This window comes from Actinacidiphila sp. bgisy144, assembly GCF_057708105.1.
The window spans coordinates 19,147-45,658 of the sequence record NZ_JBYIRM010000036.1; the positions used below are offsets into that span (position 1 = coordinate 19,147).

15 protein-coding genes and 1 pseudogene are annotated in these 26,512 nt (G+C 73.9%); 7 read left to right on the top strand and 9 right to left on the bottom strand.

Features of this window, described 5'->3' with window-relative positions:
* Nucleotides 1-15: 15 nt before the first annotated feature.
* Both AC3EVP_RS30835 and AC3EVP_RS30840 read left to right on the top strand, forming a co-directional pair.
* Nucleotides 16-9,936, top strand: a pseudogene (locus tag AC3EVP_RS30835) (type I polyketide synthase); the annotation flags it as partial.
* Nucleotides 9,937-10,028: 92 nt separating this feature from the next.
* Entirely contained in the window at nt 10,029-10,778 is a 750-nt protein-coding gene (locus tag AC3EVP_RS30840; protein ID WP_435135603.1) for a thioesterase II family protein, read from the top strand.
* A gap of 73 nt (nt 10,779-10,851) precedes the next feature.
* Here the strand turns inward: AC3EVP_RS30840 and AC3EVP_RS30845 are convergent, their stop codons facing one another.
* Genes AC3EVP_RS30845 through AC3EVP_RS30855 form a run of 3 tightly spaced genes read right to left on the bottom strand, consistent with a single transcriptional unit; the run spans nt 10,852 to nt 14,173 of the window.
* The gene (locus AC3EVP_RS30845; RefSeq protein WP_435135605.1) at nt 10,852-11,622 is read right to left on the bottom strand and encodes an NAD-dependent epimerase/dehydratase family protein; all 771 of its coding nucleotides are present in this window, start codon (nt 11,620-11,622) and stop codon (nt 10,852-10,854) included.
* Complete coding sequence (locus tag AC3EVP_RS30850; protein WP_435135607.1) at nt 11,619-12,788, bottom strand: Gfo/Idh/MocA family protein; 1,170 nt, start codon at nt 12,786-12,788, stop codon at nt 11,619-11,621. Before AC3EVP_RS30850 ends, AC3EVP_RS30845 begins: the two co-directional genes overlap by 4 nt.
* Entirely contained in the window at nt 12,758-14,173 is a 1,416-nt protein-coding gene (locus AC3EVP_RS30855) for an NDP-hexose 2,3-dehydratase family protein (protein ID WP_435135682.1), read from the bottom strand. Before AC3EVP_RS30855 ends, AC3EVP_RS30850 begins: the two co-directional genes overlap by 31 nt.
* A gap of 218 nt (nt 14,174-14,391) precedes the next feature.
* Here AC3EVP_RS30855 and AC3EVP_RS30860 point away from each other — a divergent pair, with 218 nt between their 5' ends.
* Nucleotides 14,392-14,622 carry a hypothetical protein gene (locus AC3EVP_RS30860; protein ID WP_335984253.1) on the top strand — a complete coding sequence of 77 codons (231 nt, stop codon included), beginning with the start codon at nt 14,392-14,394 and terminating at the stop codon, nt 14,620-14,622.
* A 5-nt stretch (nt 14,623-14,627) separates the two neighbouring features.
* Entirely contained in the window at nt 14,628-16,043 is a 1,416-nt protein-coding gene (locus AC3EVP_RS30865; RefSeq protein WP_435135609.1) for an amidase, read from the top strand.
* Nucleotides 16,044-16,114: 71 nt separating this feature from the next.
* Here AC3EVP_RS30865 and AC3EVP_RS30870 read toward each other — a convergent pair whose 3' ends face one another.
* The 3 genes from AC3EVP_RS30870 to AC3EVP_RS30880 all read right to left on the bottom strand — a co-directional run bounded on the left by AC3EVP_RS30870 (nt 16,115) and on the right by AC3EVP_RS30880 (nt 20,064).
* Nucleotides 16,115-17,902, bottom strand: a complete 1,788-nt coding sequence (locus AC3EVP_RS30870) for an amino acid adenylation domain-containing protein (protein WP_435135611.1) — start codon at nt 17,900-17,902, stop codon at nt 16,115-16,117.
* A gap of 155 nt (nt 17,903-18,057) precedes the next feature.
* On the bottom strand, nt 18,058-18,873 hold the full coding sequence (locus AC3EVP_RS30875; RefSeq protein WP_435135613.1) for a hypothetical protein: 816 nt from the start codon (nt 18,871-18,873) through the stop codon (nt 18,058-18,060).
* A 276-nt stretch (nt 18,874-19,149) separates the two neighbouring features.
* Complete coding sequence (locus tag AC3EVP_RS30880) at nt 19,150-20,064, bottom strand: helix-turn-helix transcriptional regulator (RefSeq protein WP_435135615.1); 915 nt, start codon at nt 20,062-20,064, stop codon at nt 19,150-19,152.
* A gap of 141 nt (nt 20,065-20,205) precedes the next feature.
* Between AC3EVP_RS30880 and AC3EVP_RS30885 the strand changes: the two genes are divergently transcribed.
* Both AC3EVP_RS30885 and AC3EVP_RS30890 read left to right on the top strand, forming a co-directional pair.
* Nucleotides 20,206-21,159, top strand: coding sequence for an aldo/keto reductase (locus AC3EVP_RS30885; protein WP_435135617.1), 954 nt, complete (start codon nt 20,206-20,208; stop codon nt 21,157-21,159).
* 506 nt (nt 21,160-21,665) lie between these two features.
* Nucleotides 21,666-21,980, top strand: coding sequence for a DUF6980 family protein (locus AC3EVP_RS30890; RefSeq protein ID WP_435135619.1), 315 nt, complete (start codon nt 21,666-21,668; stop codon nt 21,978-21,980).
* Nucleotides 21,981-22,349: 369 nt separating this feature from the next.
* Here AC3EVP_RS30890 and AC3EVP_RS30895 read toward each other — a convergent pair whose 3' ends face one another.
* Entirely contained in the window at nt 22,350-23,231 is an 882-nt protein-coding gene (locus AC3EVP_RS30895; protein ID WP_435135621.1) for an NmrA family NAD(P)-binding protein, read from the bottom strand.
* Nucleotides 23,232-23,355: 124 nt separating this feature from the next.
* Here AC3EVP_RS30895 and AC3EVP_RS30900 point away from each other — a divergent pair, with 124 nt between their 5' ends.
* Nucleotides 23,356-24,297 carry a LysR family transcriptional regulator gene (locus tag AC3EVP_RS30900; RefSeq protein WP_435135623.1) on the top strand — a complete coding sequence of 314 codons (942 nt, stop codon included), beginning with the start codon at nt 23,356-23,358 and terminating at the stop codon, nt 24,295-24,297.
* A gap of 317 nt (nt 24,298-24,614) precedes the next feature.
* Here the strand turns inward: AC3EVP_RS30900 and AC3EVP_RS30905 are convergent, their stop codons facing one another.
* Complete coding sequence (locus tag AC3EVP_RS30905; protein WP_435135625.1) at nt 24,615-25,520, bottom strand: TauD/TfdA dioxygenase family protein; 906 nt, start codon at nt 25,518-25,520, stop codon at nt 24,615-24,617.
* Between the two features lie 131 nt (nt 25,521-25,651).
* On the bottom strand, nt 25,652-26,407 hold the full coding sequence (locus AC3EVP_RS30910) for an ABC transporter ATP-binding protein (protein WP_435135684.1): 756 nt from the start codon (nt 26,405-26,407) through the stop codon (nt 25,652-25,654).
* Nucleotides 26,408-26,512 lie beyond the last annotated feature (105 nt).

Here is a 26,512-nt window from a genome sequence, read left to right on the forward strand (position 1 = left end):
GTCGCGGCACTGCGCGCCTCCCTCAAGGAGACCGAGCTGCTGCGCCGGCAGAACAACGCGCTGCGCGCCGCCTCCAGCGAGCCGATCGCGATCGTGGGGATGGCGTGCCGTTTCCCCGGAGGTGTCGGGTCACCGGAGGACCTGTGGGAGGTGGTGCGTTCGGGCGCCGACGTCATCTCGGAGTTCCCGGCGGACCGGGGCTGGGATGTGGAGGCGCTGTACGACCCGGACCCGGACCGCCCCGGCAAGACCTACGGCCGCCGCGGTGGGTTCCTGGACGCGGTGGCGGAGTTCGATGCGGGGTTCTTCGGTGTGTCGCCGCGTGAGGCGTTGGCGATGGACCCGCAGCAGCGGTTGTTGCTGGAGACGTCGTGGGAGGCGTTCGAGCGTGCGGGTATTGATCCGGCCGGGTTGCGGGGGAGTCGTACGGGTGTGTTCGCGGGGGTGATGTACCACGATTACGCGTCGCGGTTGCGTGAAGTGCCGGGCCACCTCGAAGGGTTGATGGGCACCGGTAACGCGACGAGTGTGATTGCGGGTCGGTTGTCGTACACGTTCGGGCTGGAGGGCCCGTCGGTGAGTGTGGATACGGCGTGTTCTTCGTCGTTGGTGGCGTTGCATCTTGCGGTGCAGGCGTTGCGTGCGGGTGAGTGTGAGATGGCGTTGGCCGGTGGGGTGACGGTGATGGCCACGCCGGAGGCGTTTGTGAACTTCAGCCGTCAGCGGGGGTTGGCCGCGGATGGGCGGTGCAAGGCGTTCGGTGCGGGTGCAGACGGCACGGGGTGGGCCGAGGGGGTGGGGGTGCTGCTGGTGGAGCGGCTGTCGGACGCCCAGCGGTTGGGCCATCCGGTGCTGGCGGTCGTCCGCGGGAGCGCGGTGAACCAGGACGGTGCGTCGAACGGTCTCACCGCGCCCAACGGCCCCTCCCAGCAACGGGTGATCCGCCAGGCGCTGGCAGCGGCCGGCCTGGAGGCCTCGCAGGTCGACACGGTGGAGGCGCACGGCACCGGCACGACGCTGGGCGACCCGATCGAGGTGCAGGCCCTGCAAGTCACCTACGGGCGGGGGCGTGATGCCGAACGGCCGTTGTGGCTGGGGTCGTTGAAGTCGAACATCGGGCATGCGCAGGCGGCGGCCGGTGTCGGCGGTGTGATCAAGATGGTGATGGCGTTGCGGGCTGGTGTGCTGCCGCGGACGTTGCATGTGGCGGAGCCCTCTCCGCACATCGACTGGTCTGCGGGCGAGGTGCGGCTGTTGGCCGAAGAACGGGCGTGGCCGGCAACGGGTGAGGCGCGGCGTGCGGCGGTGTCGTCGTTCGGGTTCAGCGGGACGAACGCGCACGTGATCATCGAGCAGGCCCCGGCGGTCGGGGAGGTCGTGGCGGCCGAGGAGGCGGACGAGCCGCAGCTCGGGGACGTAGTGCCCTGGGTGGTCTCCGCGGCTTCCCCCGAGGGCTTGCGGGCGCAGGCGGAGAGCGTGCGGTCGTACGTCGCCGGGCGGCCCGAACTGCGGCCGCTGGACGTCGCGTTCTCGCTGGCGACGACCCGCGGGGCGTTGGAGCACCGCGCCGTCATCGTCGGCGCGGACCGGGCCGAACTCCTCGACAAGCTAGGCACGTTGGAGCCGTCGGGTCCCGTGTTGGAAGGGACATCCGCGTTCCTGTTCACGGGGCAGGGTGCGCAGCGGCTCGGGATGGGCCGGGAGCTCTACGACGCCTTCCCGGTGTTCCGGGAGGCGTTGGACGAGGTGTGTGCGGAGTTGGACGCGGTGATGGCGCGGCCGGTGCGTGAGGTGATGTGGGGTGAGGATGCGGAGGTGTTGGCGCGTACGGAGTTCACGCAACCGGCGCTGTTCGCCGTCGAGGTGGCGTTGTTCCGGTTGTTGGCGTCGTGGGGGATTCGGCCGGATGCGGTGGCGGGGCATTCGATCGGTGAGATCGCGGCGGCGTATGTGACGGGTGTGTTGTCGTTGCGGGACGCGTGTGTGCTGGTGGCGGCGCGGGGGCGGTTGATGCAGGAGCTTCCGGCGGGTGGGGCGATGGTGGCGGTGGCGGCCACCGAGGTGGAGGTGTGTGAGCTGCTGGAAGGCGTGGCGGACACTGTGGGTGTGGCGGCGGTCAACGGCCCGCAGTCGGTGGTGATTTCGGGTGTGGAGCGGGACGTCGAGCAGGTGGCGGAGAAGCTGGCTGAGCAGGGCCGGCGGGTGAAGCGGCTCGTGGTGAGTCACGCGTTCCATTCCCCGTTGATGGAGCCGATGGTGGCGGAGTTCCGTTCTGTCGTGGCGGGGCTGGAGTTCCGGGAGCCGTCGGTTCCGTTCGTGTCCACGGTGACGGGTGCTGTGGTCGGCGCGGAGATCGCCGCGCCGGATTATTGGGTCGAGCATGTTCGTGCGGCGGTCCGTTTTGCTGATGCGGTGGCGGAGTTGCATGGGTTGGGGGTGCGGCGGTTTGTGGAGGTGGGGCCGGCTGCGGTGTTGGCGGGGTTGGTTGGGCAGGTGGTCGAGGCGGATGGTGTGGCGGTGCTGCGGCGGCGGGTGCCGGAGGTGCGGGCGGTGGTGGAGGCGGCCGGTGCGGTGTTCGTCCGGGGTGGTGCGGTGGACTGGGCGGCGGTGCTGGCCGGTGGGCGGCGGGTGGAGTTGCCGACGTATGCGTTCCAGCACGAGCGGTACTGGCTCGACGCCCCGGTCGGCGCCGGTGACGCCACCGCGCTCGGCCTGAGCGCCGCGCGGCACCCGCTGCTCGGCGGCTCCGTGACCCTCGCCGACCGGTCGGGCGTGCTGTTCACCGGCAGGCTCTCCCTGGCGACCCACCCGTGGCTGGCCGACCACGCGGTCCACGGCACCGTCCTCGTCCCGGGCACCGCGCTGGTGGAGCTGGCGCTCCGGGCGGGAGAGGCGGCCGGGTGCGCGGCCGTCGAGGAGCTGACGCTCCAGGCGCCCCTGGTCGTCCCGGCCGCGGGCGCCGTACAGGTCCAGATGGTCGTCGGGGAGCCGGACGCCCGCGGCCTGCGGCCCGTCGACGTGTACGCGCGGACCGAGGACGACACGGCGGACGCCCCCTGGACCTGCTGCGCCACCGGCCTGCTCGCCCCCGCCCCGGCCACCGCCGACTCGGCCGACCTCGCGGTGTGGCCGCCACGCGACGCGGAGCCGGTCGACACCAGCGGCTTCTACGCCTCGATGGCCGAGCGCGGCTACGCCTACGGTCCCGTCTTCCAGGGCCTGCGCCGCGCCTGGCGGCGGGGCGCGGAACTCTTTGCCGAAGTGGCGCTTCCGGCGGAAGCGGCCGACGCGGCACGGTCGTTCGGGCTGCACCCGGCCCTGCTGGACGCCGCCTTGCACGCCGCCGCAGCGACGGCCCCGGACCAGGGCGACGGTGCGCGCGTCCCCTTCTCCTGGCGCCGCGTCGCGCTGCACGCCGTCGGCGCCACCGCGCTCCGCGTCCGCCTGGCCCCCACCGGCGACGACGGGACGAGCCTCGCCCTGGACGTCGCGGACACATCCGGCGGCCCCGTGGCCTCCGTCGAGGCGCTGGCCACGCGGGAGGTCTCGGCGGAGCAGTTGGCCGCGGTGTCGGCGGGGGGTGAGGACGCGCTGTTCGGGGTGGAGTGGGTGCCGGCGGCCGGTGGGGGCGAGGCGGGTCCGTACGTCGTGGTGGGTGCGGGTGGGTCGCACGCCGATGTGGACGCGTTGCTCGCGTCCGGCGATGACGTACCCGGGACGGTGGTGTGGGAGTGCGGTCCGGCCGATGACGGCGCCGTATCGGAGGCCGTACGGTCGCGGCTCGCTGAGGTGTTGGGTGTGGTGCGGCGGTGGGTGGGTGAGGAGCGGTTGGCGGGTTCGCGGTTGGTGGTGGTGACTCGGGGGGCTGTGTCGGTGTCCGCGGGTGAGTTGGTGGAGGTGGGGTCTGCGCCGGTGTGGGGTTTGGTGCGGGTGGCGCAGGCGGAGTACCCGGGGCGGTTCGTGCTGGCGGATCTCGACGCAGGTGCGGGCGTTGACGTGTTGGCCGCTGGACTGGCGTTGGACGAGGCGCAGTTGGCGGTGCGGGACGGTGAGGTCCGCGTACCCCGTCTCGTACGGGCGCAAGTGGCGGCGGAGGAGGGCGGTCGGGCGTTCGGTGACGGCCCGGTGCTGGTGACCGGGGCGTCGGGTGCGCTGGGCACCGTACTTGCCCGGCACCTCGTGGCGGCGCATGGCGTACGGGAGTTGGTGCTGCTGAGTCGTCGCGGCCTGGAAGCGGCTGGCATGCCGGAGTTGAGCCGTGAGTTGAGCGATCAGGGTGCCGTGGTGGAGGTGGTGGCGTGTGATGCGGCGGACCGGGACGCGCTGGCCGAGGTCCTACGGGATCGCCGCCTCACCGGCGTGGTGCACGCGGCGGGCGTACTGGACGACGGTGTACTGGACTCACTCGACGACGCGCGCTTTGACACGGTGCTGCGCCCGAAGGTGGACGCGGCCTGGAATCTGCATGAGCTGACCCGGAGCATGGAGCTGTCGGCGTTCGCGCTGTTCTCCTCCGCTGCGGGTGTGTTCGGCAACGCCGGTCAGGCCAACTACGCGTCGGCGAACGTCTTCCTGGACGCCCTCGCCCAGGCCCGGCGTGCTGAGGGTCTTCCGGGGTTGTCCCTGGCCTGGGGTTTGTGGGCGGGGGCGGACAGTGCGATGACCGCCGGGCTCGGCGCGGCCGACGTGCGGCGGCTCGGCCGCGGCGGGGACGGCGCCCTGTCGGCGGACGAGGGCCTGGCGCTCTTCGACCGGGCCGTCGCCATGGCTGCCGGGGCGGACCACGACGGCCTGCTGGTCCCCATCCGGCTCGACCTGCGCGCGCTCCGGACCGGGGCGGCCGGCGCGGCGCCGGTGCCGTCGATCCTGCGCGGCCTCCTGCCCACCCGCGTCCTGCGCAGGGCCGCGGGCGAGGCAGCGGGGAACCCGGGCGGCGACGAACTGGCCCTCAAATTGGCCGCGTTGGACGCCCAGGCACAGGCGGCGCACGTGCTGGACGTGGTCCGGTCGGCCGTCGCGGCGGTCCTCGGGCATGCCTCCGCCGACGTGGTCGAGCCGGCGAAGTCCTTCCGCGACCTCGGCTTCGACTCGCTGACCGCCGTGGAACTCCGCAACCGCCTCAGCTCCACCACCGGCCTGCGGCTGCCCGCCACCCTGGTCTTCGACTACCCGACGTCCGCCGCCCTCGCCGACCACGTACGGTCCCAGCTCGTCGGCGAGCAGGCAGGCGCCCCCGCCCCCGTCGCGCCCGGGCGTACGGGCCTGGACGACGACCCGGTCGTCATCGTGGGCATGAGCTGCCGCTACCCGGGGGACGTCATGTCTCCGGAGGACCTGTGGGACCTGGTGCTGGCCGGGGGCGACGCCGTCTCGGAGTTCCCGGCGGACCGCGGCTGGGACCTGGAGAACGTCTTCGACCCCGATCCGGACCACCCGGGCACGACGTACTCCCGCGAGGGCGGATTCCTGCACCGCGCGGCCGACTTCGACCCCGCCTTCTTCGGTATCCCACCGCGTGAGGCGCTCGCCATGGACCCGCAGCAGCGGTTGCTGCTGGAGACGTCGTGGGAGACGTTCGAGCGTGCGGGGATCGACCCGGCCACCTTGCGCGGCAGCAGCACCGGCGTGTTCGCGGGGGTGATGTACCACGACTACGCGTCGCGGTTGCGTGAAGTGCCGGGCCACCTCGAAGGGTTGATGGGGACGGGTAACGCGACCAGTGTGATCGCGGGCCGCCTGTCGTACACGTTCGGGCTGGAGGGCCCGTCGGTGAGCGTGGATACCGCGTGTTCCTCGTCGCTGGTCGCGCTGCACCTCGCCGTGCAGGCGTTGCGCGCGGGTGAGTGCGAGATGGCGCTTGCGGGCGGGGTGACGGTGATGGCCACACCCGGTGCGTTCATCAACTTCAGCCGCCACCGCGGCCTTTCCCCCGACGGCCGCTGCAAGGCGTTCGGCGCGGGCGCGGACGGCACCGGGTGGGCCGAGGGCGTCGGGATGCTGCTGGTGGAGCGGCTCTCCGACGCCGAACGCCTGGGCCACCCCGTCCTGGCCGTGGTCCGCGGCACCGCCGTCAACCAGGACGGCGCGTCGAACGGCCTCACCGCCCCCAACGGCCCCTCCCAGCAACGGGTGATCCGCCAGGCGCTGGCCGCCGCACGCCTGACTCCCGCGCAGGTGGACGTGGTGGAGGGCCACGGCACCGGCACCTCCCTCGGCGACCCCATCGAGGCGCAGGCCCTGCAAGCCACCTACGGGCAGGGGCGTGACGCCGAAAGGCCTTTGTGGCTCGGGTCATTGAAGTCGAACATCGGGCATGCGCAGGCGGCGGCCGGTGTCGGCGGGATCATCAAGATGGTGATGGCGTTGCGGGCGGGTGTGCTGCCGCGGACGTTGCATGTGGCGGAGCCCTCCCCGCATATCGACTGGTCGGCGGGTGACGTACGGCTGCTGACCGAGGCCCGCGCGTGGCCCGAGACGGGGCAGCCGCGCCGCGCGGCGGTGTCGTCGTTCGGGTTCAGCGGGACCAACGCGCACGTCGTCATCGAGCAGCCGCCCGTCCGACCCGACGCCGGAGCCGCCGACGGACCGCGGCCCGCCGCCGTCGTGCCCCTGCCGCTCTCCGCGGCCTCCCCGGAGGGCCTGCGGGCTCAGGCGGAGACCTTGCGGTCGTACGTCGCCGCGCGGCCCGACCTGCGCCCGGCGGACGTCGCGTTCTCGCTGGCGACGACCCGCGGCGCCCTGGAGCACCGGGCCGTCGCCGTGGCCGCGGACCGGGCCGAACTCCTCGACCAGCTCGCCGCGTTGACGTTGACGGGTGCAGCTGTCCCCGGCCGCACCGCGTTCCTGTTCACGGGGCAGGGTGCGCAGCGCCTCGGCATGGGCCGGGAACTCTACGACGCCTTCCCCGCGTTCCGGCATGCGCTCGATGAGGTGTGTGCGGAGCTGGACGCGGTGATGGCGCGTCCGGTGCGTGCGGTGATGTGGGGCGGGGACGTGGAGGTGTTGGCGCGTACGGAGTTCACGCAACCGGCGCTGTTCGCCGTCGAAGTGGCGTTGTTCCGGCTCCTGGCGTCCTGGGGGATACGGCCTGACGCGGTCGCGGGGCACTCGATCGGTGAGATCGCGGCGGCGCACGTGACGGGGGTGTTGTCGCTGCGGGAGGCGTGTGTGCTGGTGGCGGCGCGGGGCCGGTTGATGCAGCAACTTGCGGCGGGCGGTGCGATGGTGGCGGTCGAGGCCACCGAGGCGGAGGTGCGTGAGCTGCTGGAAGGCGTGGCGGACACCGTGGGCGTGGCGGCGGTCAACGGGCCGCAGTCCGTGGTGATCTCGGGTGCGGAGCAAGCCGTCGAGCAGGTGGCGGAGCAACTGGCTGAGCAAGGCCGCCGGGTGAAGCGGCTCACGGTCAGCCACGCGTTCCACTCCCCGCTGATGGAGCCGATGCTGGCGGAGTTCCGTAGCGTCGTGGCGGGCCTGGACTTCCACGAGCCGTCCGTGCCGTTCGTGTCGACTGTCACCGGCACCGCCGACCCGGAGCAACTGCGGACCGTGGACTACTGGGTGCACCACGTCCGCGCCACCGTTCGCTTCGCCGACGCCCTCACCGAACTCCACGCGCAGGGCGCGCGCCGGTTCGTGGAGGTCGGCCCGGACGGGGTGCTGACCGGCATGGCCGACCAGAGCCTGCCCGCCGACGTGGCCGCGGTCCCCGTACTGCGCCGGGACCAGCCCGACGCGCGGGCGCTGGTGGCGGCCGTGGGCCGGCTGCACATGGCCGGCGTACCGGTCGACTGGGCGGCGCTGCTGCCCGGCGCCCGCCGGATCGAGCTGCCCACGTACACCTTCCAGCACACGCGGTACTGGCTGGACCCGGAGGAACTGGCCGCCGAGCGGACCGCCCCGGACCCCGGTGCCCTGGCCGCCGATGCCTTGGCCGTGGGCCCCAGGGACTCCGCATCCCGGAACACCGCATCCCAGGACACCACATCCCGGCCCGCCGACCCCGACGCGCGCTTCTGGGCCGCCGTCGCCGACCAGGACCCGGGTTCGCTCGCCGCCCTGCTGGGGCTGGACGACGCGCGGGACCGGGCGGCCGTCGAGGGAGCGCTGCCGGTGCTCGCCGCGTGGCTCGGCCGTCGGAAGGCCGCCGCTCCCGCCCCGCACTACCGCCTCGGCTGGACCGCGCTGCCCCCGCGCCCGGCGGCTACGTCCGCGCGCCTGCACGGCACCTGGCTGCTGGCGGTACCGGAGCAGGGGACCGCCGACCGCCTGGTGCCCCGGCTCTCCGCGGTGTTCGCCGCCGCGGGCGCGGACGTGCGGGTCGTCACGGCCGACCCTGCCGACCCCGCTGCCGCCGACCGCCTGGCCGCCCAACTGGCGTCCCTCACGGCCGACGGCACGGAACCGGCCGGGGTGCTCTCGCTGCTCGCGCTGACGGCCCTGGCCGACCCGGCCGACCCGGCCGACCCGGACGGCGCCCGACGCGCGGCCACCGCCACCCTGGCCCTCCTGCGTGCCGTGTCCGACCTCGCGGGCCCCGATGCCGCGGTGCCGGTGTGGTCGCTGACCTCCGGCGCGGTGTCGACCGGCGGCGCCGACCGGGTCACCGCGCCCGGCCAGGCCGTGCTGTGGGGCCTGGGCCGGGTCCTCGCGGACGACCCCGCCACAGGGTGGGCGGGCGTCGTGGACGTCCCGGCGCGGTGCTCCGACCGCGTGCTGCGGCGGCTGGCGGACGTGCTGGCCCGGTCGGAGGAGACCGAACTCGCTGTGCGGGACGCGGGCGCCTTCGCCCGCCGCCTGCTGAAGGCGGGCTCCGGCGCGGCCACCGCTGCCGGTACGGCTGCGGCGCCGCGCGGCACGCTCCTGGTCAGCGGCGGCACCGGCGGCTGGCGCGACCGCGTGGCGCACCGGCTGGCCGCGGCCGGGGCCGCGCACGTCCTGGTGGCCGCGGCACCCGGCGAGCCCGTCGGCACCGCCGGGCCGGTCGCGGACCACGGCGCGGACCAGGGCGCGGACCCGGCCGCCGACCCGGCCGCCGCGCGGATCAGCCACGCCGTCTGCGACGTCTCCGACGCGCCGGCCCTGGCCCGGCTGGTCGCGTCCCTGCCCGCCGAGCAGCCGTTGACGGCGGTGCTGCACGCGCCGCGCGCTGCCGCCGATGGCCCGCTCGACAAGGCCCTGGACGAGCTGCTGGGCACCGAACTGCCCGCCGTACCGGCCTTGTTCGCGGTGGACGGGTCCGGCGCCGAGGGCCGCGCGGACGAGGTCGCCCTCTTCCTCGCCGTCGGTGCGACCGATCTGCTCGGTGCCGACGACAGCGCTGCCGCCGCTGCCGTGGCCGGCTGGTGGGAGGCGGTGGCCCGGGACCGTACGGCCGCGCTCGCGCCCGTACGGCTGGTCGCCGCCGACCCGGACGCCCTCGACCTCGCGGTCCTGGACCGGGCGCTGGCACGGGCGGACAGCCTGCTCGTTGCCACTGACCTGGACTGGGCGGACTACGCCGCCACCCGCGCCAGCGCTCGCAGCCGCCACCTGCTGACGGGCCTGCCCGAGGCGCGTGCGGCACTCGCCGCGGCGGCACCGGCCGAGGCGGGCGGCGCGGGCGGCGCCGGCGGACTGCTGGCCGGTGTGGACGGGCCAGAGTCGCTGCGGCGCAAGCTCGCGGGGCAGTCGGCGGAACAGCGGTCCGAGACGCTGCTGGAACTGGTGCGGGGCCAGGTCGCCGTGGTCCTCGGGCACGCCTCGGCCGAAGCGGTGCCCGCCGAGGGGGACTTCATGGACTTCGGGTTCGCCTCCCTCACCGCAGTCGAGTTCGGCCACCGCCTCACCGCCATCACCGGGCTGGAGTTGCCCACCACCCTCGTCTACGACTACCTGCACCCGGCGGAGTTGGCGGCGCACCTCGCGGCGGAACTCGCCGGTGAACCGGCCGCGGCCTGACAGCGTCCATGGCCTACGACAACCTGGGCCGCGCCTCCGCCGCCCCCGCCGCAGGCGCGAACCGCCCGCACCCGACCAGGAAGCGAGACCCGATGACCTCCGCAGTGGACAGCGGCGTGTGGATGCGCCGCTACCGGCCCGCTCCCGACGCGCGCGTCCGGCTGCTGTGCCTGCCGCACGCCGGCGGCGCGGCCGGCTACTACACGCCCGTGGCCGCTGCCCTCACCCCCGCCGTCGACGTGCTGGCCGCCCAGTACCCGGGCCGCCAGGACCGCCGGCACGAGCAACCCGTCACCGACCTGCGGGAGTTGGCGGACCGGGTCGCCGAGGCGGTCACGGACGGGGACGACCGCCCCCTCGCGCTGTTCGGCCACAGCATGGGCGCGCTGGTCGGCTATGAGGTCGCGCTGCGGCTGGAGGCCGCCGGGCGCGGCCCGATGCGCCTGTTCGTGTCGGGACGGCGGGCCCCGTCGGCGTTTCGGCCCAGCGAGGACCTGCACAAAGCCGCCGACGCCGAACTCCTGGCGAGCGTCCGGCGGTTGAGCGGCACCGACGACCGGGTCCTCGAGGACGAGGAGCTGGTGCGGCTGGTGCTGCCCGCGATCCGCGCGGACTACCAGGCCGCGGAGACGTACGAGCCGCGCCCCGGCGACCGGTTGGGCTGCCCGGTCACGGTGCTGACCGGCGACGCGGACACCATGACGACCGTGGCGGAGGCGCGGGCGTGGTCGCAGCACACCGACGGCCCCAGCGACCTGCACGTCTTGCCCGGCGGCCACTTCTACCTCAACGACCGGGTGCCGGAGGTGACCGACGTGCTCCGGCGCCACCTGGCGCGCTGACCCGGGCACACGACCGGGCCGGGCCCCTCCCGGCGGAGGGCGCCCGGCCCGGTCGTGCCGTGCGGCCCGCGGATCAGGGGGCGGCGGGCGCGGGGCGGTAGGAGGCGGTGTAGCGGTCCAGCATCCGCGCGAGGTAGGCGGGGCCGCCGGCCGGTGCCAGGGCGCCCACGTGCCGCCGCAGCCGGTCGACCGAGACGACGGCCCGCCCGCCCCGGCCCGCTGCGTCCACCACGTCCCAGCGGGCCTGCCGGTCCAACCGCGCCTCGACGCCGCGCACGATGTCCTCGACGGCGTAGGGGGTGCCCGCGGCCACGTTGAACACCTCGTTCCGTACCCCCGCGGCCAGCAGCGCGTCCAGGCAGGCGGTGACGTCGGCGACGTCGACCAGGTCGCGGTACGCGCCGGCGAAGACCCGCACGTGACCGGCGGTGATCTGCTCGACCAGCCCGGGCAGCAGCTGGTGCGGGCGCTGGTGGGCGCCCACCACGTGGCTGAGCCGCAGCACCAGCCAGGAGGCGCCCGACCCGGCCAGTTCCTCCTCCAGGTGGAGCTTGTGCCGCCCGTACGGGATGCCCGGTGCGGCCGCGTCCTCGCCGGCCGGGGTGTCGCAGGTGCCGTACAGGGCGCTGGAGGCGGTGGAGAAGAACACCACGGTCCGGCCCTCGGCGCGGCAGCGGCGGGCGGTGGCCCGTACGAGGTAGGCCTCGCGCCGGAAGGCGTCGGGCGAGCCGACCGCGGTGCTCGACACTCCCGCGGCCAGTACGGTCACCTCGCCGTGGGAGGCCGGCAACGCGGACAGATGGCGGGCCAGGAACCCTCGTCCGACGATCTCCACCGCGCTCACCGGCCCTTCTCGTTCGCTGCTGCCAGGGGGCGGGCCGCACCGGTGCAGTCCGCTGCCGGCGGCGCGGCCCCGGTCGCGTTCCGGGCCGGGTCCTCGGCGCCGGTGCGGGCGTTCTGGGCGCGCTCGGCGTTCTCGGCGCCGGCGGCCGCCGCCTCGCGGACGTCCGCGAGCAGCCGGGCCAGTTCGACCGCCCAGCGCGCGCCCTGCCGGGCGTTCTCGGCGCTTTCCGGGCGGCCGAGCGCCGCCGCGGCGAACGCCCGCACCGCCGCCGCGACCTGGTCCTCCGCGGGCAGCTCGATGAGCTGCTCGTCCTGGCCGGTGCGCAGCTGGAGGACCGGTACGTGGCCGGCGGGCGGGGTGAACGCGCGCTCCAGGCGGATACGGCCGTGGCTGCCCCACAGTTCGTACGAGGACTCGTAGGCGTGCCGCATCCCGAACGACAGCAGCGCGGTGACCGGGGCGCCCGGCGCCGACGGCGGAGTGCGCAGCAGGACCGCGCCGGAGGTGTCCACCCCGGTGCGCGGGTCGGCGACGAGCGCGGCGCCCGTGACGCGCAGGTCCGTGCCGAGGAAGCGGCCGGCGGCGCGCAGCGGGTACACGCCCACGTCCGCGAGCGCGCCGCCGCCCAGGTCGGGCCGGTGCCGGATGTCGTCGGCGGGCAGTTCGGGAATGGTGAACGTGGCGCGCACATAGCGCAGTTCGCCGATCGCGCCGTCCGCCACCAGTGCGGCGGCCCGGGCGTGGGCGCCGTGGTGGACGAACAGCACGTTCTCCACCAGCACCAGGCCGCGGGCCGCGGCGAGCGCGGTCAGCCGCGCGGCCTCGGCCGGCTCGCCGGTCAGCGGCTTCTCCACCAGGACGTGCTTGCCCGCCAGCAGCGCCCGCTCCGCCCAAAGGGCGTGCAGGGCGCACGGCGTGGGGATGTACACCGCGTCCACGTCGTCCCGGGCCAGCAGCGCGTCGTAGCCGGTGACGGCCGCGCACCCGTACTGCGCGGCGAGTTCGTCCGCGCGGCCCGGGGCGCGGCCGGCGATGGCGGTGACCCGGGTGTCCGGCGCGGCGGCGAACGCCGGCAGCATCCGGCGGCGCGCGATGTCCGCCGCGCCGAGCACGCCGACCCGCAGCGGGGCCGCCGTCACCGGGTTCCCGCCGCGGAGCGCAGGCACGCCAGCAGGGTGCGGGCCTGCACGTTGACGGTGAGCCCGGCGCCCGTCAGCCGCTCCAACTGCCGCACGCTCAGCCAGGTGTACTCCGGCGGCAGGGGCTCGGCGGCCAGCGCGTCGTCGGCGTCGACCAGCAGGTAGTGGCTGACCGCGTTGCGGAAGCGGCCGCCCTCCTCGGAGTGCCGGGCACTGTAGCGGATCTGCTCGGGCCGGGCGGACAGCACCTGGTCGAGGTAGCGGGGCCGCTTGTCCACCGGGTGGTTCTCCGGCACGCACTGCACGGTCGGCGCCACCTCCACCACCGACAGCAGGCCGCCTTCCATCCGGGCGTGCGCCAGGACGTGCGGCAGCCCGTCGAAGTCGCGGACGAGGAAGGCGACGACACCCTCGCCGTGCGGCTGGATCAGCGGCTGCGTCCAGCTGGGCACCTCGCGGCTGGCGGCCTCCACGGCGACCGCGACGACGTCGAAGAACCGCCCGTCGCCGCGGCTGACCTCGCGCGCGGTGCGCTGCCAGCCGGGCAGTCCCGCGAGCGGGACCGGGGTGATCGTCCAGTCGTGGGTCGAGCGGTGCTCGGTGAGCCAGCTGAGCACCTCGGTGTCCGGGTGCAGCGCCAGCCGGCTGCCCGGCCCCTCGGCGACGGCGGGCAGGCTGGACAGCACCGTGCGCGAGTCCATGTTCACCACGTTGTCCAGCTGGAGAAACTGGTGCAGCTGCCCCAGCGTGAACCAGCAGAAGTCCGGGTGCGGCGGTACCTCGTCGCGGGTCTCGACGATCATGTTGCGGTTGTGCTTGCGGTAGAACCACGAGCCGTGCTCCGACTGGAGCACGTCGGCGAGCACCCGGCCGCGGCGCGGCCCGGCGAAGTACTCGACGTAGCGCACGGGCGAACCGCGGTGCGCGCGCGTGTAGTTGCTGCGGGTCGCCTGCACCGTGGGGGACAGTTGCAGCAGGTTCGGATTTCCCGGCTCCATCTTCGCCTGCATCAGGAAGTGCAGCACCCCGTCGAATTCCTTGGCCAGGATTCCGAGAATGCCGACCTCGGGCTGCCGGATGATCGGCTGGTGCCATTCCGGGAAGAGCCCGGCCGAGGTGGTGACCCGCAGCCCCTCCACGGTGAAGAACTTCCCCGACTGGTGCACCAGATTCCCGGTGCGGTTCAGGAAATACCAGCCCTTCAGGTCGGCGAAGTCGATGCGCTCCACCGCGAAGGAGTGTTCGCGCCCGCGGCCGGCCAGCCAAGCGGCGAAGTCCGCCGTGGCCAACTGGGCGCCCTGGTCGGTCAGTCGCGCCGAGCCGGCCAGAAGATCCGTGGTGCGCCGGTCCCAACGCGGCCCCGGCTGCTGCCGGCCGGCGTTCGCCACCCGGCCCGCCGCCGCGGACTTCATCGTCGCTGCAGGTATCGTCACTTTCGACAGCGTACGGATACCGGCCCCCCCTATCGTCCCCCTAGGCGCCCCTGACGGAAAGCGGACGACCGTGATTTCGGCGGCGCTGTCCCGGCCCTGCCGCCGGACAATCTTCTGCACCGGTGCGGGCCTTGCTAGTTTGCCGTACGGAATCGACTCGGCCTGGCCGGGTCCGGCTGCAACGGCAGGAAAGCGAATTGTCGAACGAAACGCAGAGCACGCAGGCAAGGCCGCCCGGCGCCGCGCCCGAGGCGGAGCCCGACGCCGTGGGCGTCCTCACCGCGGCGGCACGGCTGACGGTGCCCCGGGACCGGTGGGCGGCACTCGAGGCGCGCCGCGGACGGCTCCTCGGCTGCGGTCAGGCGCTGGACGCGGTCGACCTGGGCCGGCAGCAACTGCCCCCGGCCTTCCGGCTGGAATGGGAGTGAGCGCGATGACCCGGACACCGACCGCCGACGGCACCGAACAGGCCGTCCCCGTCCATGAGTTGACCGCCGTGGAGACCGCGGCACGGATCGCCGACGGCCGGCTCGGCCCGGTCGAGCTGGTCGAGGCGCTGCTCGCCCGGATACGCACCGTCGATCCGGCGGTCGGCGCGTACACCGCCGTCCTGGCGGACACCGTCCGCGCCGAGGCCGAGCAGGCCGCCAAGCGCATCGCGCAGGACGGCCCGCGCGGGCCCCTGGACGGGGTGCCCGTCTCGGTGAAGGACCTCTTCGACGTCGCCGGCACCCCGACCTGGGCCGGTTCGGCCGCACTGCGCGCCGCCGGCGGCACCCCCGCCGCCGCGGACGCCGCCGTCGTCGCGCGGCTGCGGGCGGCCGGCGCGCTGATCGTCGGTAAGACGCGGATGGACGAGTTCGCCTTCGGCACGGTCACCCCCGGCACCCGCAACCCGCGGTGCCCCGACCGCTCCGCCGGCGGCTCCAGCGGCGGCGCCGCCGCGGCCGTCGCGGCGGGCCTGGGACCCCTGGCCCTGGGTACGGACACCGGCGGCTCGGTACGCATCCCGGCCGCCATGTGCGGGGTCGTCGGCCTCAAGCCGACCTACGGGGTGCTGCCGGCCGACGGGGTCGCACCGCTGTCCTGGTCGCTGGACACCCCCGGAGTGCTGGCCCGCACCGTCGACGACGCGGCCCTCGCCTTCGCCGCGCTCACCGGCGCCGCCGCCCCCGCCCCCGCTGCCGCGCCGCCCGTCAGCGCCGCCGGGCTCACCCTCGCCGTGCCCGACGACGCGCTCTTCGCGCGCTGCGCCCCGGAAGTGGCCGAACGCGTCGCGGCCGCCGTGGAGTTGCTGGCCGCGGACGGCGCGCGGATCGAGCGGGTGAGCCTGCCGCTGGTCGACCTGGTCTCCCCGGCGGTCTCGCTGATCATGGCAGCGGAGGCGAGCGCCCACCACCGCCGTACGCTCCAGGACGGCGCCGAACTGCACCCCACCACGCGCGACCGGCTGGAGGAAGGCGCGCTGGTGCCCGCCCGCGACTACATCGACGCGCTGCGGTTCCGGCAACTGCTGCACCAGCGCTGGCGGGAGGCGTTCACCGGCGTCGACGCGTTCGTGCTGCCCACCGTGGCCATCACCCCCGTCCCGCACGGGGAGTTCTTCCTCCCACAGCCCGACGGGGGAATGGACGTCGTCCCGGTCGCGAGCACCCGCTTCGCCCACCCCGCGAGCCTGGCCGGCCTGCCCGCACTGTCCGTGCCCTGCGGCGCGCCCGCCGACGGCCCGCCGGTGGGCCTCCAGTTCATGGGCCGCCCGCACGGCGAGCAGACGGTACTGCGGCTCGGGCGGCGGTACGAGGCGCTGAGCGGCGGGCCCTGGCCGACCGCCGACCCGGTCGCGGACTGAGCCGCGGCCCGCACACCGCGGCGGGGCGGACCGGTCCGAAGGGACCCGCCCGCCCCGCCGCGGTGTACGGCTCAGGCCGCCCGGTCGGCGAACGCCGCCAGCGCCTCCACACTCCGGTGCTCGAAGACGTCCTGCAACCGCAGCGTCAACCCCTCCGCACGGGCGGCGGCGATCAGCCGGATCGCGCCCATACTGTCCGCGCCCCGCCGGAACAGGTCGTCCTCCGGGCCGATGCCGTCCAGGCCGAGCAGGTCCGCACACAGCCGGCACAGCAGCTCCTCGGTCGGCGTCGCGGCCGCCCGCCCCCCGCCGGAAGCGCCGAACTCGGGTGCCGGCAGCGCCGTCCGGTCCAACTTGCCGTTGGGCGACAGCGGCAGCGCCGCCAGCACCACCACCGCAGACGGCACCATGTACGGCGCCAGCAACTCCCCGGCGTACGCCAGGAGTTCCGTCGGCACGCACCCCTCGCCCACCACGTAGGCGACCAGGTGCGGCGCGCCCGGCGTGTCCTCGCGCAGCAGCACCGCGCACTGCGCCACGCTGCCGTGCGTGCGCAGCACCTGCTCGACCTCGCCCAACTCCAGCCGCTGGCCGCGCAGTTTGACCTGGTCGTCCGCGCGTCCCACGAACTCTGGCACACCGTCCGCGGCCAGCCGCACCAGGTCGCCGGTGCGGTACATGCGGCCGCCGTCCGGCTGCCACGGGTCGGCCAGGAAGCGCTCACCGGTCAGGTCCGGGCGGCCCAGGTAGCCGCGGGCCACCCCCGCCCCCGCGAGGTACAGCTCGCCGGTCTGCCCGGGCGGGCACGGCAGGCCCCGCCCGTCCAGCACGTACGCCCGGGTGTTGGCGACCGGCCGCCCGATCGTGGGCGCCTCGTACGCCGACAGCCGCGCCATGAACGCGTCGACGGTGCACTCGCTCGGCCCGTACAGATTGAGCGCCAGCAGGTGCGGCAGCGCCCGCAGCCGCGCCCACTGCGCGGCCCCCACGGCCTCGCCGCCCAGCGCCAGCACCCCGAGCCGGTGGCCGCCGGACGCCGCGAACAGGCCGCTGCCATCGAGCTGTTCGGCGAACGTCGGGGTGGTCTCGATGACGTCGACGCGCCGCTCGGCGACGTAGGACACCAGCAGCGCCGGGTCCCGCCGGGTGAGGTCGTCGACCAGGTGCAGTTCGTGGCCCGCGAACAGCCACAGCACCGGGTCCCACGCCGCGTCGAAGGACATCGCCGCGCTGTGCGCCACCCGCAGCCGCCCCCGCCCGACATGCTCGGTGGCGGGCCCGAAGAACACCTCGCGGTGCGAGGCCACCAGGTTCGTCAAGGAGCGGTGCTCCACGACCACGCCCTTGGGACGGCCGGTCGAGCCCGAGGTGAACAGCACATACGCCGCGTCGCCCGGCAGCAGCGGCCGGGTCCGGTCCGCGTCCCCGACCGGCGCGGCGGACAGCGCCGACGCCTCCGCCGCCGTCGCCGGGTCGTCCAGGCACAGCGCGGGCAGCGCGGGCACGTCCCCGGCGAGGCTCTCGGCCAGCGCGCTGGTGGTGAGCAGCAGGCGGGGACGCGCGTCAGCGAGCATGCCCGCGATGCGCCGCGCCGGATAACCGCTGTCCACCGGCACATACGTCGCGCCCGCGGTGAGCACCGCTAGCAGCGCGACGACCGCGTCCGCGGTGCGCGGCAGCAGCACCGCGACCAGGTCCTCGGCGCCGACCCCGCGGGCCAGCAGCAGCCGGGCCAACTGCTGGACACGGGCGTGCAGTTCGGCGTAGCCGTACGTCGCGTCCGGGGCGACCAGCGCGGTCGCCCGCGGGTGCGCGGCGGCCGCCGCGCCGAACAGGTCCGGTAGCAGGGTGTCGGGCACCGGGCGGACCGGGCCGATGAGCACATGGCCGGCGGCTGACGCCTGCGGCGGGGCCGACGGGGCTGCCGCCCCCGGCGCGCTTGGCGGGGTTGACGGGTGCGGCGGGCTTGAGGGGTGCGGGGCGGTCACCGCGGCTCCCTCGCGGTCGGCGGCGCTCACCGCAGCAGGTCGGAGACGGCGGCGGCCACTTCCGGGCTCGCCAGCAGGTCGACGTGCGCGACCTCGGGGAACGGGATCTCCTTCGCGACCAGCCGCCCCGCCTCGCTGCTGCCCGACGACGTCACCGCGGTCGCCTTCGACCAGCTGCCGACCAGCGCCTCGGGCTCCTCCGCCGCGATCTGGCTGGAGCCGCACAGGAACGACACGTACGTCGTGAAGCCGCCCATGAACTCCGCCGTGCGCTCGTCGTCCAGACCCGAGCGGCGGCACGCGGGCTCGCCGTACTCCCGGAACAGCCGGCTCAGTTCGGTGCCCAGCGCGGTCAGGTCGTCGGCCCGCTCGCGCGCCTGCTCACCGCGCTGCCGCGCCGCGTCCTTCTCCGCCGCCGTCAGCTCCGGCAGGAAGCGCTCCATGATCTGCTGGTACTGCCAGTACAGGAAGAACTCCTGCGGGATGTCCGGGTCGAAGAACACCGCGTCCGGCGTCCGTTCCTGCACGGCGCCGAGCCGGTGCGCGAGCACCGCCGCGTACGGGCTGGCGGCGCAGAAGCCCAGCACCGCGCGGACCGGCCGCCCGCCCACCCCGGCCAGCCACCGGTCGATCCACTGCCCGCCGGTCAGCCTGGTCCCGGCGGCCAGCGGCGGCGGCAGCGTCTCCCACAGCGGGTACGGGATCGCCAGCCGCTCGGCGAGATCCGGGAAGCCGGCCTCCCGCCGCCCCGTGCCCGGAAAGTCGACGGCGAGCACGACCCCGTCCGCCTCCCGGCCCGCCTCCCCGGCCGACCGGACCGCCCAGGCTTCGCTCTCGCTCATGACGCCCTGCCTCCACCAAGAGTCCCCGCAACGCTCCCTCAACGGCGTTCGATCGCCGACCCTAGGTGCCTCACCTGCCCGAACAAACCCCAACGTCCCCCCTACTCGCCCCTGTCACCGCGCGCGGTCGGCTCGGCGAGCGGGTGAGCGGGGGCGGGGGTGAGCTGGGGCGGGGCGGTGCGGGCGCGCGCTTCACGGCTGGCGGCTCAGGGCTCACCGCTCAGGGCTCACCGCTCAGGGCTCACGGCGCGGTGCTCACGGCTTGGCGCTTACGGCTCAGGCCTCAGGGCTCGGCGAAGTGCTCTGTGCCGCTGCCCGGGAGCGGGTGGCCGCCGAGATGGCGAGCAGTTCGAGTCGCTCCTCGGACGCGGTGCCGGGTTCGGCGGTGTAGATGACCAGGTCGTGCACGGCCCGGTCCGACAGGTGCAGGTCGAGGGACTGGAAGGCCAGTTCCAGGTGGCCGACCTCCGGGTGCCGGAGCTGTTTGACGCCGTCGTGGCGCATCAGGACGTCGTGCGCGGCCCACTGGCCGCGGAACTCGGGGCTGAGGGTGGACAGTTCACCGACGAGTTCGTGCAGCGCCCGGTCGCGGGGCTCGCGCCCGACCTCGGCCCGCAGCAGCGCGGCGGTGGCGACGCAGGCGGCGTCCCAGTCGACGAAGAAGTCGCCGGCGCCGGGGTCGAGGAAGGTGTAGCGCGCGATGTTCGGGCGACGGCGCCGGTCGACGGTGGCGCTGTCGAACATCGGAGCGAAAAGAGCCCGGGCGAGCGGGTTGGCGGCCGCGATGTCCGTACGGCCGTTGCGTACGAACGCCGAGGACATCGTCATGGAGTCCAGCAGCCACTGGACCCGGGGCGGGACCTCCACGTCCCTGCGGCGCGTCGGCGTGCGGCCGACCTGCCGCGACGAGCGGGCCAGGTCGAACAGGTAGGTGCGTTCGTCGTCGTCCAGGCGCAGGGCGCGGGCGACCGCGTCGAGGACCGCTTCGGACACGCCGCCGATGTGCCCCTTCTCCAGTCGCGTGTACCACTCCGTGCTCACGCCGGCGAGGACGGCGACCTCCTCGCGCCGCAGCCCGGCGACCCGGCGGCGGGCACTGGTCGGCAGACCGGCCTGCTCCGGGGTGATCCTGGCGCGCCGGCTGGTGAGGAAGTCCCGGATCTCGCCGCGGCTTCCGGGCTCGTGGTCCATGCCCTTCAGGGTATCCGCTGGTCACGGCGGGAGGGGGGCTGAGCTTGTACCCCCCATAAACACGACCTTCACCCGCGGCGGCGAGCGGGGTCTCCTGGGATCGAAGGGTCCGGCACGGACCCGGGGCAACGGAGGTAGGACATGACGAGCAACACCCTGAGTGTGCCCGCGGTGGCGCTGGGCACATGGGCCTGGGGAGACAGCGGCGAGGCCGGCGACGGCTACTTCGGCAGCCGGTTGAGCGAGTCCGGACTGCGGGAGGTCGTCGACAAGGCCCTGTCGAACGGGTTCACCTTGTGGGACACCGCCGTCGCGTACGGCATGGGCCGCTCGGAGAAGGCTCTCGGTCGGGCTCTGGCAGGCTATGACCGAAGCTCGTACGCGCTGTCGACGAAGTTCACCCCGCAGCTCGCGGGTGACGGGGACGACCCGGTCGCGGACCTGCTGGAGCAGAGCCTCGACCGTATGGGCACGGACTACGTGGACCTGTACTGGATTCACAACGCCGCCGACGTCGCAAGGTGGACGCCGCCGCTGATCCCGCTGCTGGAGAGCGGCCGGATCAAGCATGTCGGCGTCTCGAACCACAACCTGGAGGAGATCGCCCTCGCCGACCGGATACTCGGCGAGGCGGGCTTCCGCGTGGAGGCGGTCCAGAACCACTTCAGCCTCCTGTACCGGGCGTCCGAGCGCGCGGGCATCCTCGACCACTGCCGCAAGCACGACGTGCCGTTCTTCTCCTACATGGTCCTGGAACAAGGCGCGCTGACCGGCCGCTACAACCCGGCCAACCCGCTGCCGGAGGGCAGCAGCCGCGCGGACGTCTACAACGGCGTCCTGCACCGGCTCCAGGCGCTGACCGACCGGATGGGGGCGCTCGGCGCCGAGCGCGGCGCGTCCGCCGCCGACATCGCCACGGCCTGGGCCATCGCCAAGGGGACCACCCCGATCATCGGCGTCACGAAGGCCGCCTACATCGACGGGCTGGTCCGCGCCCGCGCCATCGAGCTCACCGAGGCGGAGATCGCCGAACTGGAAGCACTGGCGGACGCCGCGGACGTCGACACCCGCGGCTGGTGGGAGCAGGAAATGTAATAACCCGCACCCCTCGGCGGAGCTGGCGACGGCCACGTCCGCGGGCAAGCGCCGGCGCCCCCGGCGTGACCCGTGCTGGTCGCGTCGGGGCGTCGGGCGAGACGTACGCCGTCGGCCGAATTCCCCGCGGAGAGGCTCCGGAAGTTCACCACTTCCGCGTCTTCGTCCATCTCGACGGCGAGCCCCACGGCCTGTGCACAGGGTTCATCCGCGGGCCCGATCTGACCTGGTCGCGGATCAAACCCTTCGGAAGCGGTCGAGGCCGGCGAGAGGATCACCGCCGAGGTGCGCATCGCGGAAACACGTCGGGGGCAGGTCGACGTCCCGCCGGGTGTCTCGGCCTGTAGGCCCTTCTTTCCGCTTCGGTGGCCGTTCGGATTTCCTGCCCTTGGGCAAGAACGACTCCAGCCGCACCCACTGCGTCGGATCTCCACATGCCACCCGGTGATCATCACAGACCGTGATCTACTTCTGGTCATCGAGTCGGTCACCAGAAAGCCAAGGTCATGACCAACCACTGCTGCGAAGCGATGAGCCGCCACGCGAACGTGGACTGTGATCAGCACGACGACCCCTTCGCATGCCCGGATGCAATGATCGAGTTCAGCGCCAGGTTCCAGGAGTACGGGCTCATCATTCACGACGGCGGCACGTCGAGCATCACCATCGACTTCTGTCCCTGGTGCGGACGACGCCTCCCCGAGTCACAGCGGGACCGATGGTTCGACGAACTGGAACGCCGTGGGATCGATCCGGGGGAGGACGAAGTACCCGCCGAATTCCAGGACGACCGCTGGCTTGCCGTCCTGCCTCGGGGCTGACGAGCCGACAGCCTGGCAAGGCACTTCCGATACACACCCTGGTTGTATTGACTCGCAGGGTTGTTGAGGCGACTGATCTCGTCGAGCGGGTCCTTCGGCTCGCCGGCGTCGGCCCCATTGGTGGGGCGGTGGGCGCGAGAAACGCCCATGGACCGTCAACCGTGCTTTGGGGTGGGACACCCGCCCCTCTGAGGGTGTGGGGATCTGGAGAGCAGACCGCGGCCGGGACACTCTGGCGAACATCCCGGTCGCGGCGCGCGATCCTATTGATCATGTGGAAGGGGCGGCTCTGCCCGATCGTGGAGTGCGACTGCCGCTTCCTCCGGTGCTGAATCAGCCGGCTGCGCCGGGCGCTGACCGGCGTGCTGGTCAGGACTGCACGGTCGGCTTCAGGACGTTCTGGCACCACTGGCGGAAGTCGGTGGCAGTGGCGGAGGCCGGGTCGCGGGGTTCGGCGTCGTAGATGCCGTTGTTCTGCGCGCTGACCATGTCGGCCATGTCCTGGGCCAGCGAAGGGCTCGCGCCTCGCTGCACCATCCGGTCCTGGAAGTCCGCGAGCGGCACCTGCTGGTAGCTCACCGTGCGGCCCAGGGTTTCCGAGATCGTCTCGGCCATGGCGTCTGGCGTCAGACGGTCCGGGCTGACCAGGGGAACGCGGACCTGACCGCTCCAGGTCTTGTCCAGGAGAAGAGCTGCCGCCGCGGCGGCCACGTCGCGAGTGGCGACGGTCAGCAACGGCCAGTCCGCGGTGTTCGCCATGGAGAACACGCCCTGCTGGGCGATCGGCTGGGCCTGGCGCAGGAGGTTCTCCATGAAGAACGGCAGCGCCAGCGCCCGGTCCTGCACGCCGGTGTCCTTGATCAGCTCGTCCATGTCGAGCGCGGCCGACAACAGGCCGGCCTCACCGTCGTACCCGTGGCCAAGGGAGGTGACGTGCACCATCCGCACGCCCCGGCTCGCGGCTTCCTGGGCGGCGGCACGGGTGAAGTCCAGGTAGTAGCTCCTGGCGGGGCCGGCGTCTTGGAAGCCGGCCGGGGGCACGAGCCAGAACAGGTGGTCCGCGCCCTGGAGCGCCTTTGCGATCGTGTCCACGTCGGCGTGTGAGCCCTCCACCACCTCCACCCGCGCGCGCACGTGCTCCGGGAGGCGGGAGGAATCGCGGGCGATCACCCGGACCGGCTCGCCGCTGTCCAGGACGCGGTCCAGGACCTGTCGGCCGATGTCGCCGGTGGGCGTAGTAATGACGATCATGTGTGCCTCCATGCGTGGCGGTCGACGGCGACCCCCAGGGGCGTGCCGGGGGTCGCTCTTGAGTGAACCCGGAGCAAAGGCACAGGTGAAGGACCGTCTTGGTCGCTATTGATACCCTGGTGGTATGAGTGACCTGGAGGTGCGGCAGCTCCGCTACTTCGTCGCGGTCGCGGAGGAGCTGCATTTCGGGCGCGCCGCCGACCGACTGGGTATGGCGCAGCCGCCGCTGTCCCGCACGATCCGGGATCTCGAACGACAACTCGGCGTGACGCTGTTCGAGCGGACCACCCGGCAGGTGAGACTCACCGGTGCCGGAGAGGTCCTGCTGCGCGATGCCAGAACCGCTCTGGAGGCGGTCACCGCCGCCGCCCACCGGGCCCGGCACGCCGGCAGTACCGCGCCGCGGCTGCGGATCGCGCTCAAGGCCGACATCGACGGCGGTCTGCTGCCGCAGATCCTGGACACCTACGGCACCGACCCCGCCGCCCTGCCTCCCGAACTGGTCCTCGGCGGGTTCGGCGATCAACCCCAGGTACTGCGCGACGGCCTCGCCGATGTCGCGCTCGTGCTCCGCCCCATGGACGACCGCGGGCTGGACAGTGAGCCGCTGCTGACCGAGGCGGTCCTGGTCGCCATGGCCGCCACCGACCCGCTCGCCGCCCGTACCGAACTGTGCCTGGCCGACCTGGCCGGCCGAAACCTCCCCAGCGGCGCACCGGCCGACGCCGGGCGCACCACACCGCCTGCCCCTGGGGCGACGAGGTCGGCCTCGAATCTGTCGGAGATCTTCAGCCTCGTCGAGACGGGCAGCATAGTGTTCTTCGCACCCGCCTCGGTCGCCCGACGCAACCCGCGCCCCGGGGTCGCCTACCGGTCGGTCAGCGACCTGCCGGACTGCACACTGGCCGTCGCGTGGCCCCAGGACGCCCGCTCTCCGGCTGTCGCCGCCTTCGTCCGCGCCGCACGCTCGACAGCCGCCCACCACACACATGCGGAGAGCACCCCGAGTCCTTCACCCGACCCACGGATGTTCCCGTTGCGATCGAAATCGGCCTTGCGTGAATAGGCATTCATGGTGCGGGGCTGGCCGGATGACGCCGTTGCCGAGGGCGGAGAGCCGGGTGGGCCCGCCGGGCCCGTAAGGGTCGGGCCCCGCGCCTTCGGGCAGGCCTGCATGGAGGGCGAGCGCGTCCGGCGGATGAAGGCCCCGCCGAGCGCGGCGGCCCCCGTCTTCGCGCCGGCCACTGGGCTGCCGCGTCGACGCGGCGAGGGTCAGCCGAACCACAGCACGCGTTCAGGGGCCGCACAGTTGTCCGGCGCCCGCCGCGGCCGACGGTGTGCCGGGCCCCGCGGGCGGATCGGCGGGGCCCGGCTCCGGAGGGCTCAGTCGCGGCCGGTCGACGGGCCGACCGGGATGTCCCCGCGCAGGGTGATCCGGTGCATGACCCGGTGGGCGTCGCCGTAGTCGCGGTTGGCGTAGTGGGACGTGGCGCGGTTGTCCCACAGGGCGACGTCACCCTGCCGCCACCGGTGGCGGACGACGTGTTCGGGCTTGGTCAGGTGGGCGTAGAGGATGTCGAGGATTCCGCGGCTCTCCTCCGCGGAGACACCGGCGATGTGCGAGGTGAAGCCGGGGTTCACGAACAGCCCTTTGCGCCCGCTTTCCGGGTGCACGCGCACGACCGGGTGCTCGACCGGCACGAGGTCGGTGAACGTCTCCCCCTCCCACACGTTGCCGCGCCCCTTGCGGCGCTGCGCGAGGTAGTAGCCGAACTCGCGACTGCCGTCGTGCACCGCGGTGAGCGTGTCCACGTAGTCGCGCAGACCGGGGGAGAGGGAGTCGTAGGCGAGCTGGCTGTCCGCCCAGTTGGTGTCGCCGCCGTGCGGCGGCAGGACCAGCGCCCGCAGGATGGAGACCGCCGGCGGGCGCTGGACGAAGGTGACGTCGGTGTGCCAGACGTCGGCGAATCCGTTGTCCTGGCTGTCCAGGGCGTAGACCTCGGGCGCGACGTCTCCGGAGTCGTGGACGGGGTGCCCGGCGGTGACCTCGCCCAGCCGGCGGCCGAAGTCGATCTGCGCCGCGTCGTCGATGGTCTGGTCGTGCAGGAAGAGCACCTTGTGCTCGACGAGTGCCGCGCGGATCGCCCGCACCTGGCCGTCGTCGAGCCGCCCGAGATCGATGTCGTGCACGATGGCGCCGAAGCGCGGGCCGAGCTTGGTGAGCCGCAGTCCCGGCCGCTCGTCGGATACCGCGCCGGCGGTGAGGAGTTGCTCGCTGCTGACGGTCATGAGTCCTTCCCTTCCTCGGGGCTTCGGGCTTCGGGCTTGGGGCTTCGGGCGTGGGGCTTCGGGTGCGGGGCGTGCAACGTGGAACTCGGGCCTACGGGCGGGGCCTTCGAGTGCGGGAACACCGGACTCCCTCACGCCGCGGCGGCTTTGACGGCATGGGAGACCCGGGCGCGCAACTCGCCGAAGTGCGCGGACTCCCGCAGCTCGTCCGCCCCGACCTCCCCCCGCGGCAGATCGATCGGCAGGTCGAGCGCCACGGTGCCCGGGCCCTTGGTGAGCACGACGATCCGGCTCCCGAGGAACACCGCCTCGTCGGCGGAGTGGGTGACGAAGACCGCCGTCCTGCCGGTCTGGTCGGTGACCTTGCGGATGTCCTCCTGGAGCCGTTCCCGGGTCAGCGCGTCCAGCGCGGCGAAGGGCTCGTCCAGCAGGAAGAGCGGGTGCTCGGCGGCCAGCGCCCGCGCGATGGCGACACGCTGCTGCTGGCCGCCGGAGATCTCCCACGTACGCCGCTGCTCGACGTCCTCCAGGCCGACGCGCTGGAGCAGTTCGGCCCGGCGCCGCGGCCACTGGTCGCGGCTGACACCGGCGTAGCGCAGCGCGAGGTCGATGTTGCCGCGCACGGTGCGCCAGGGGAACAGCCGGGGCTGCTGGAACACCATGCCCGCGGCCCGGCCGGGCCGCGGCGCGGCGCCGGAGACCTCGACCGTGCCGTGGGTCGGCTGCTCGAAGCCCGCGATGAGCCGCAGCAGCGTGCTCTTCCCGCAGCCGGACGCGCCGACCAGGACGAGGAACTCGCCCGCGGGAACGGTCAGATCGACCGGTCCGACGGCGGTGACCGCCTGGTCGCCGCGGCCGTACCGGTGGGTGACATCGCGCAGCCGCACGGAGCCGGGGCGCTCCGTGCCGTCGTCCTGCGGGCGGTGGTCCGCGCCGGCCGGGCGCGTCGCGGGGCCGGTGGGTTCCGCCGTGTCACCGGTGGGTTCCGCCGT

Bases quoted from the DNA above. Each gene is read 5' to 3' on its own strand.
- AC3EVP_RS30865 (WP_435135609.1), top strand. From the start codon at position 14,628: ATGACCCGGACACCGACCGCCGACGGCACCGAACAGGCCGTCCCCGTC.
- AC3EVP_RS30875 (WP_435135613.1), bottom strand. From the start codon at position 18,873: ATGAGCGAGAGCGAAGCCTGGGCGGTCCGGTCGGCCGGGGAGGCGGGC.
- AC3EVP_RS30840 (WP_435135603.1), top strand. From the start codon at position 10,029: ATGACCTCCGCAGTGGACAGCGGCGTGTGGATGCGCCGCTACCGGCCC.
- AC3EVP_RS30900 (WP_435135623.1), top strand. From the start codon at position 23,356: ATGAGTGACCTGGAGGTGCGGCAGCTCCGCTACTTCGTCGCGGTCGCG.
- AC3EVP_RS30895 (WP_435135621.1), bottom strand. From the start codon at position 23,231: ATGATCGTCATTACTACGCCCACCGGCGACATCGGCCGACAGGTCCTG.
- AC3EVP_RS30885 (WP_435135617.1), top strand. From the start codon at position 20,206: ATGACGAGCAACACCCTGAGTGTGCCCGCGGTGGCGCTGGGCACATGG.
- AC3EVP_RS30855 (WP_435135682.1), bottom strand. From the start codon at position 14,173: ATGAAGTCCGCGGCGGCGGGCCGGGTGGCGAACGCCGGCCGGCAGCAG.
- AC3EVP_RS30890 (WP_435135619.1), top strand. From the start codon at position 21,666: ATGACCAACCACTGCTGCGAAGCGATGAGCCGCCACGCGAACGTGGAC.
- AC3EVP_RS30880 (WP_435135615.1), bottom strand. From the start codon at position 20,064: ATGGACCACGAGCCCGGAAGCCGCGGCGAGATCCGGGACTTCCTCACC.
- AC3EVP_RS30905 (WP_435135625.1), bottom strand. From the start codon at position 25,520: ATGACCGTCAGCAGCGAGCAACTCCTCACCGCCGGCGCGGTATCCGAC.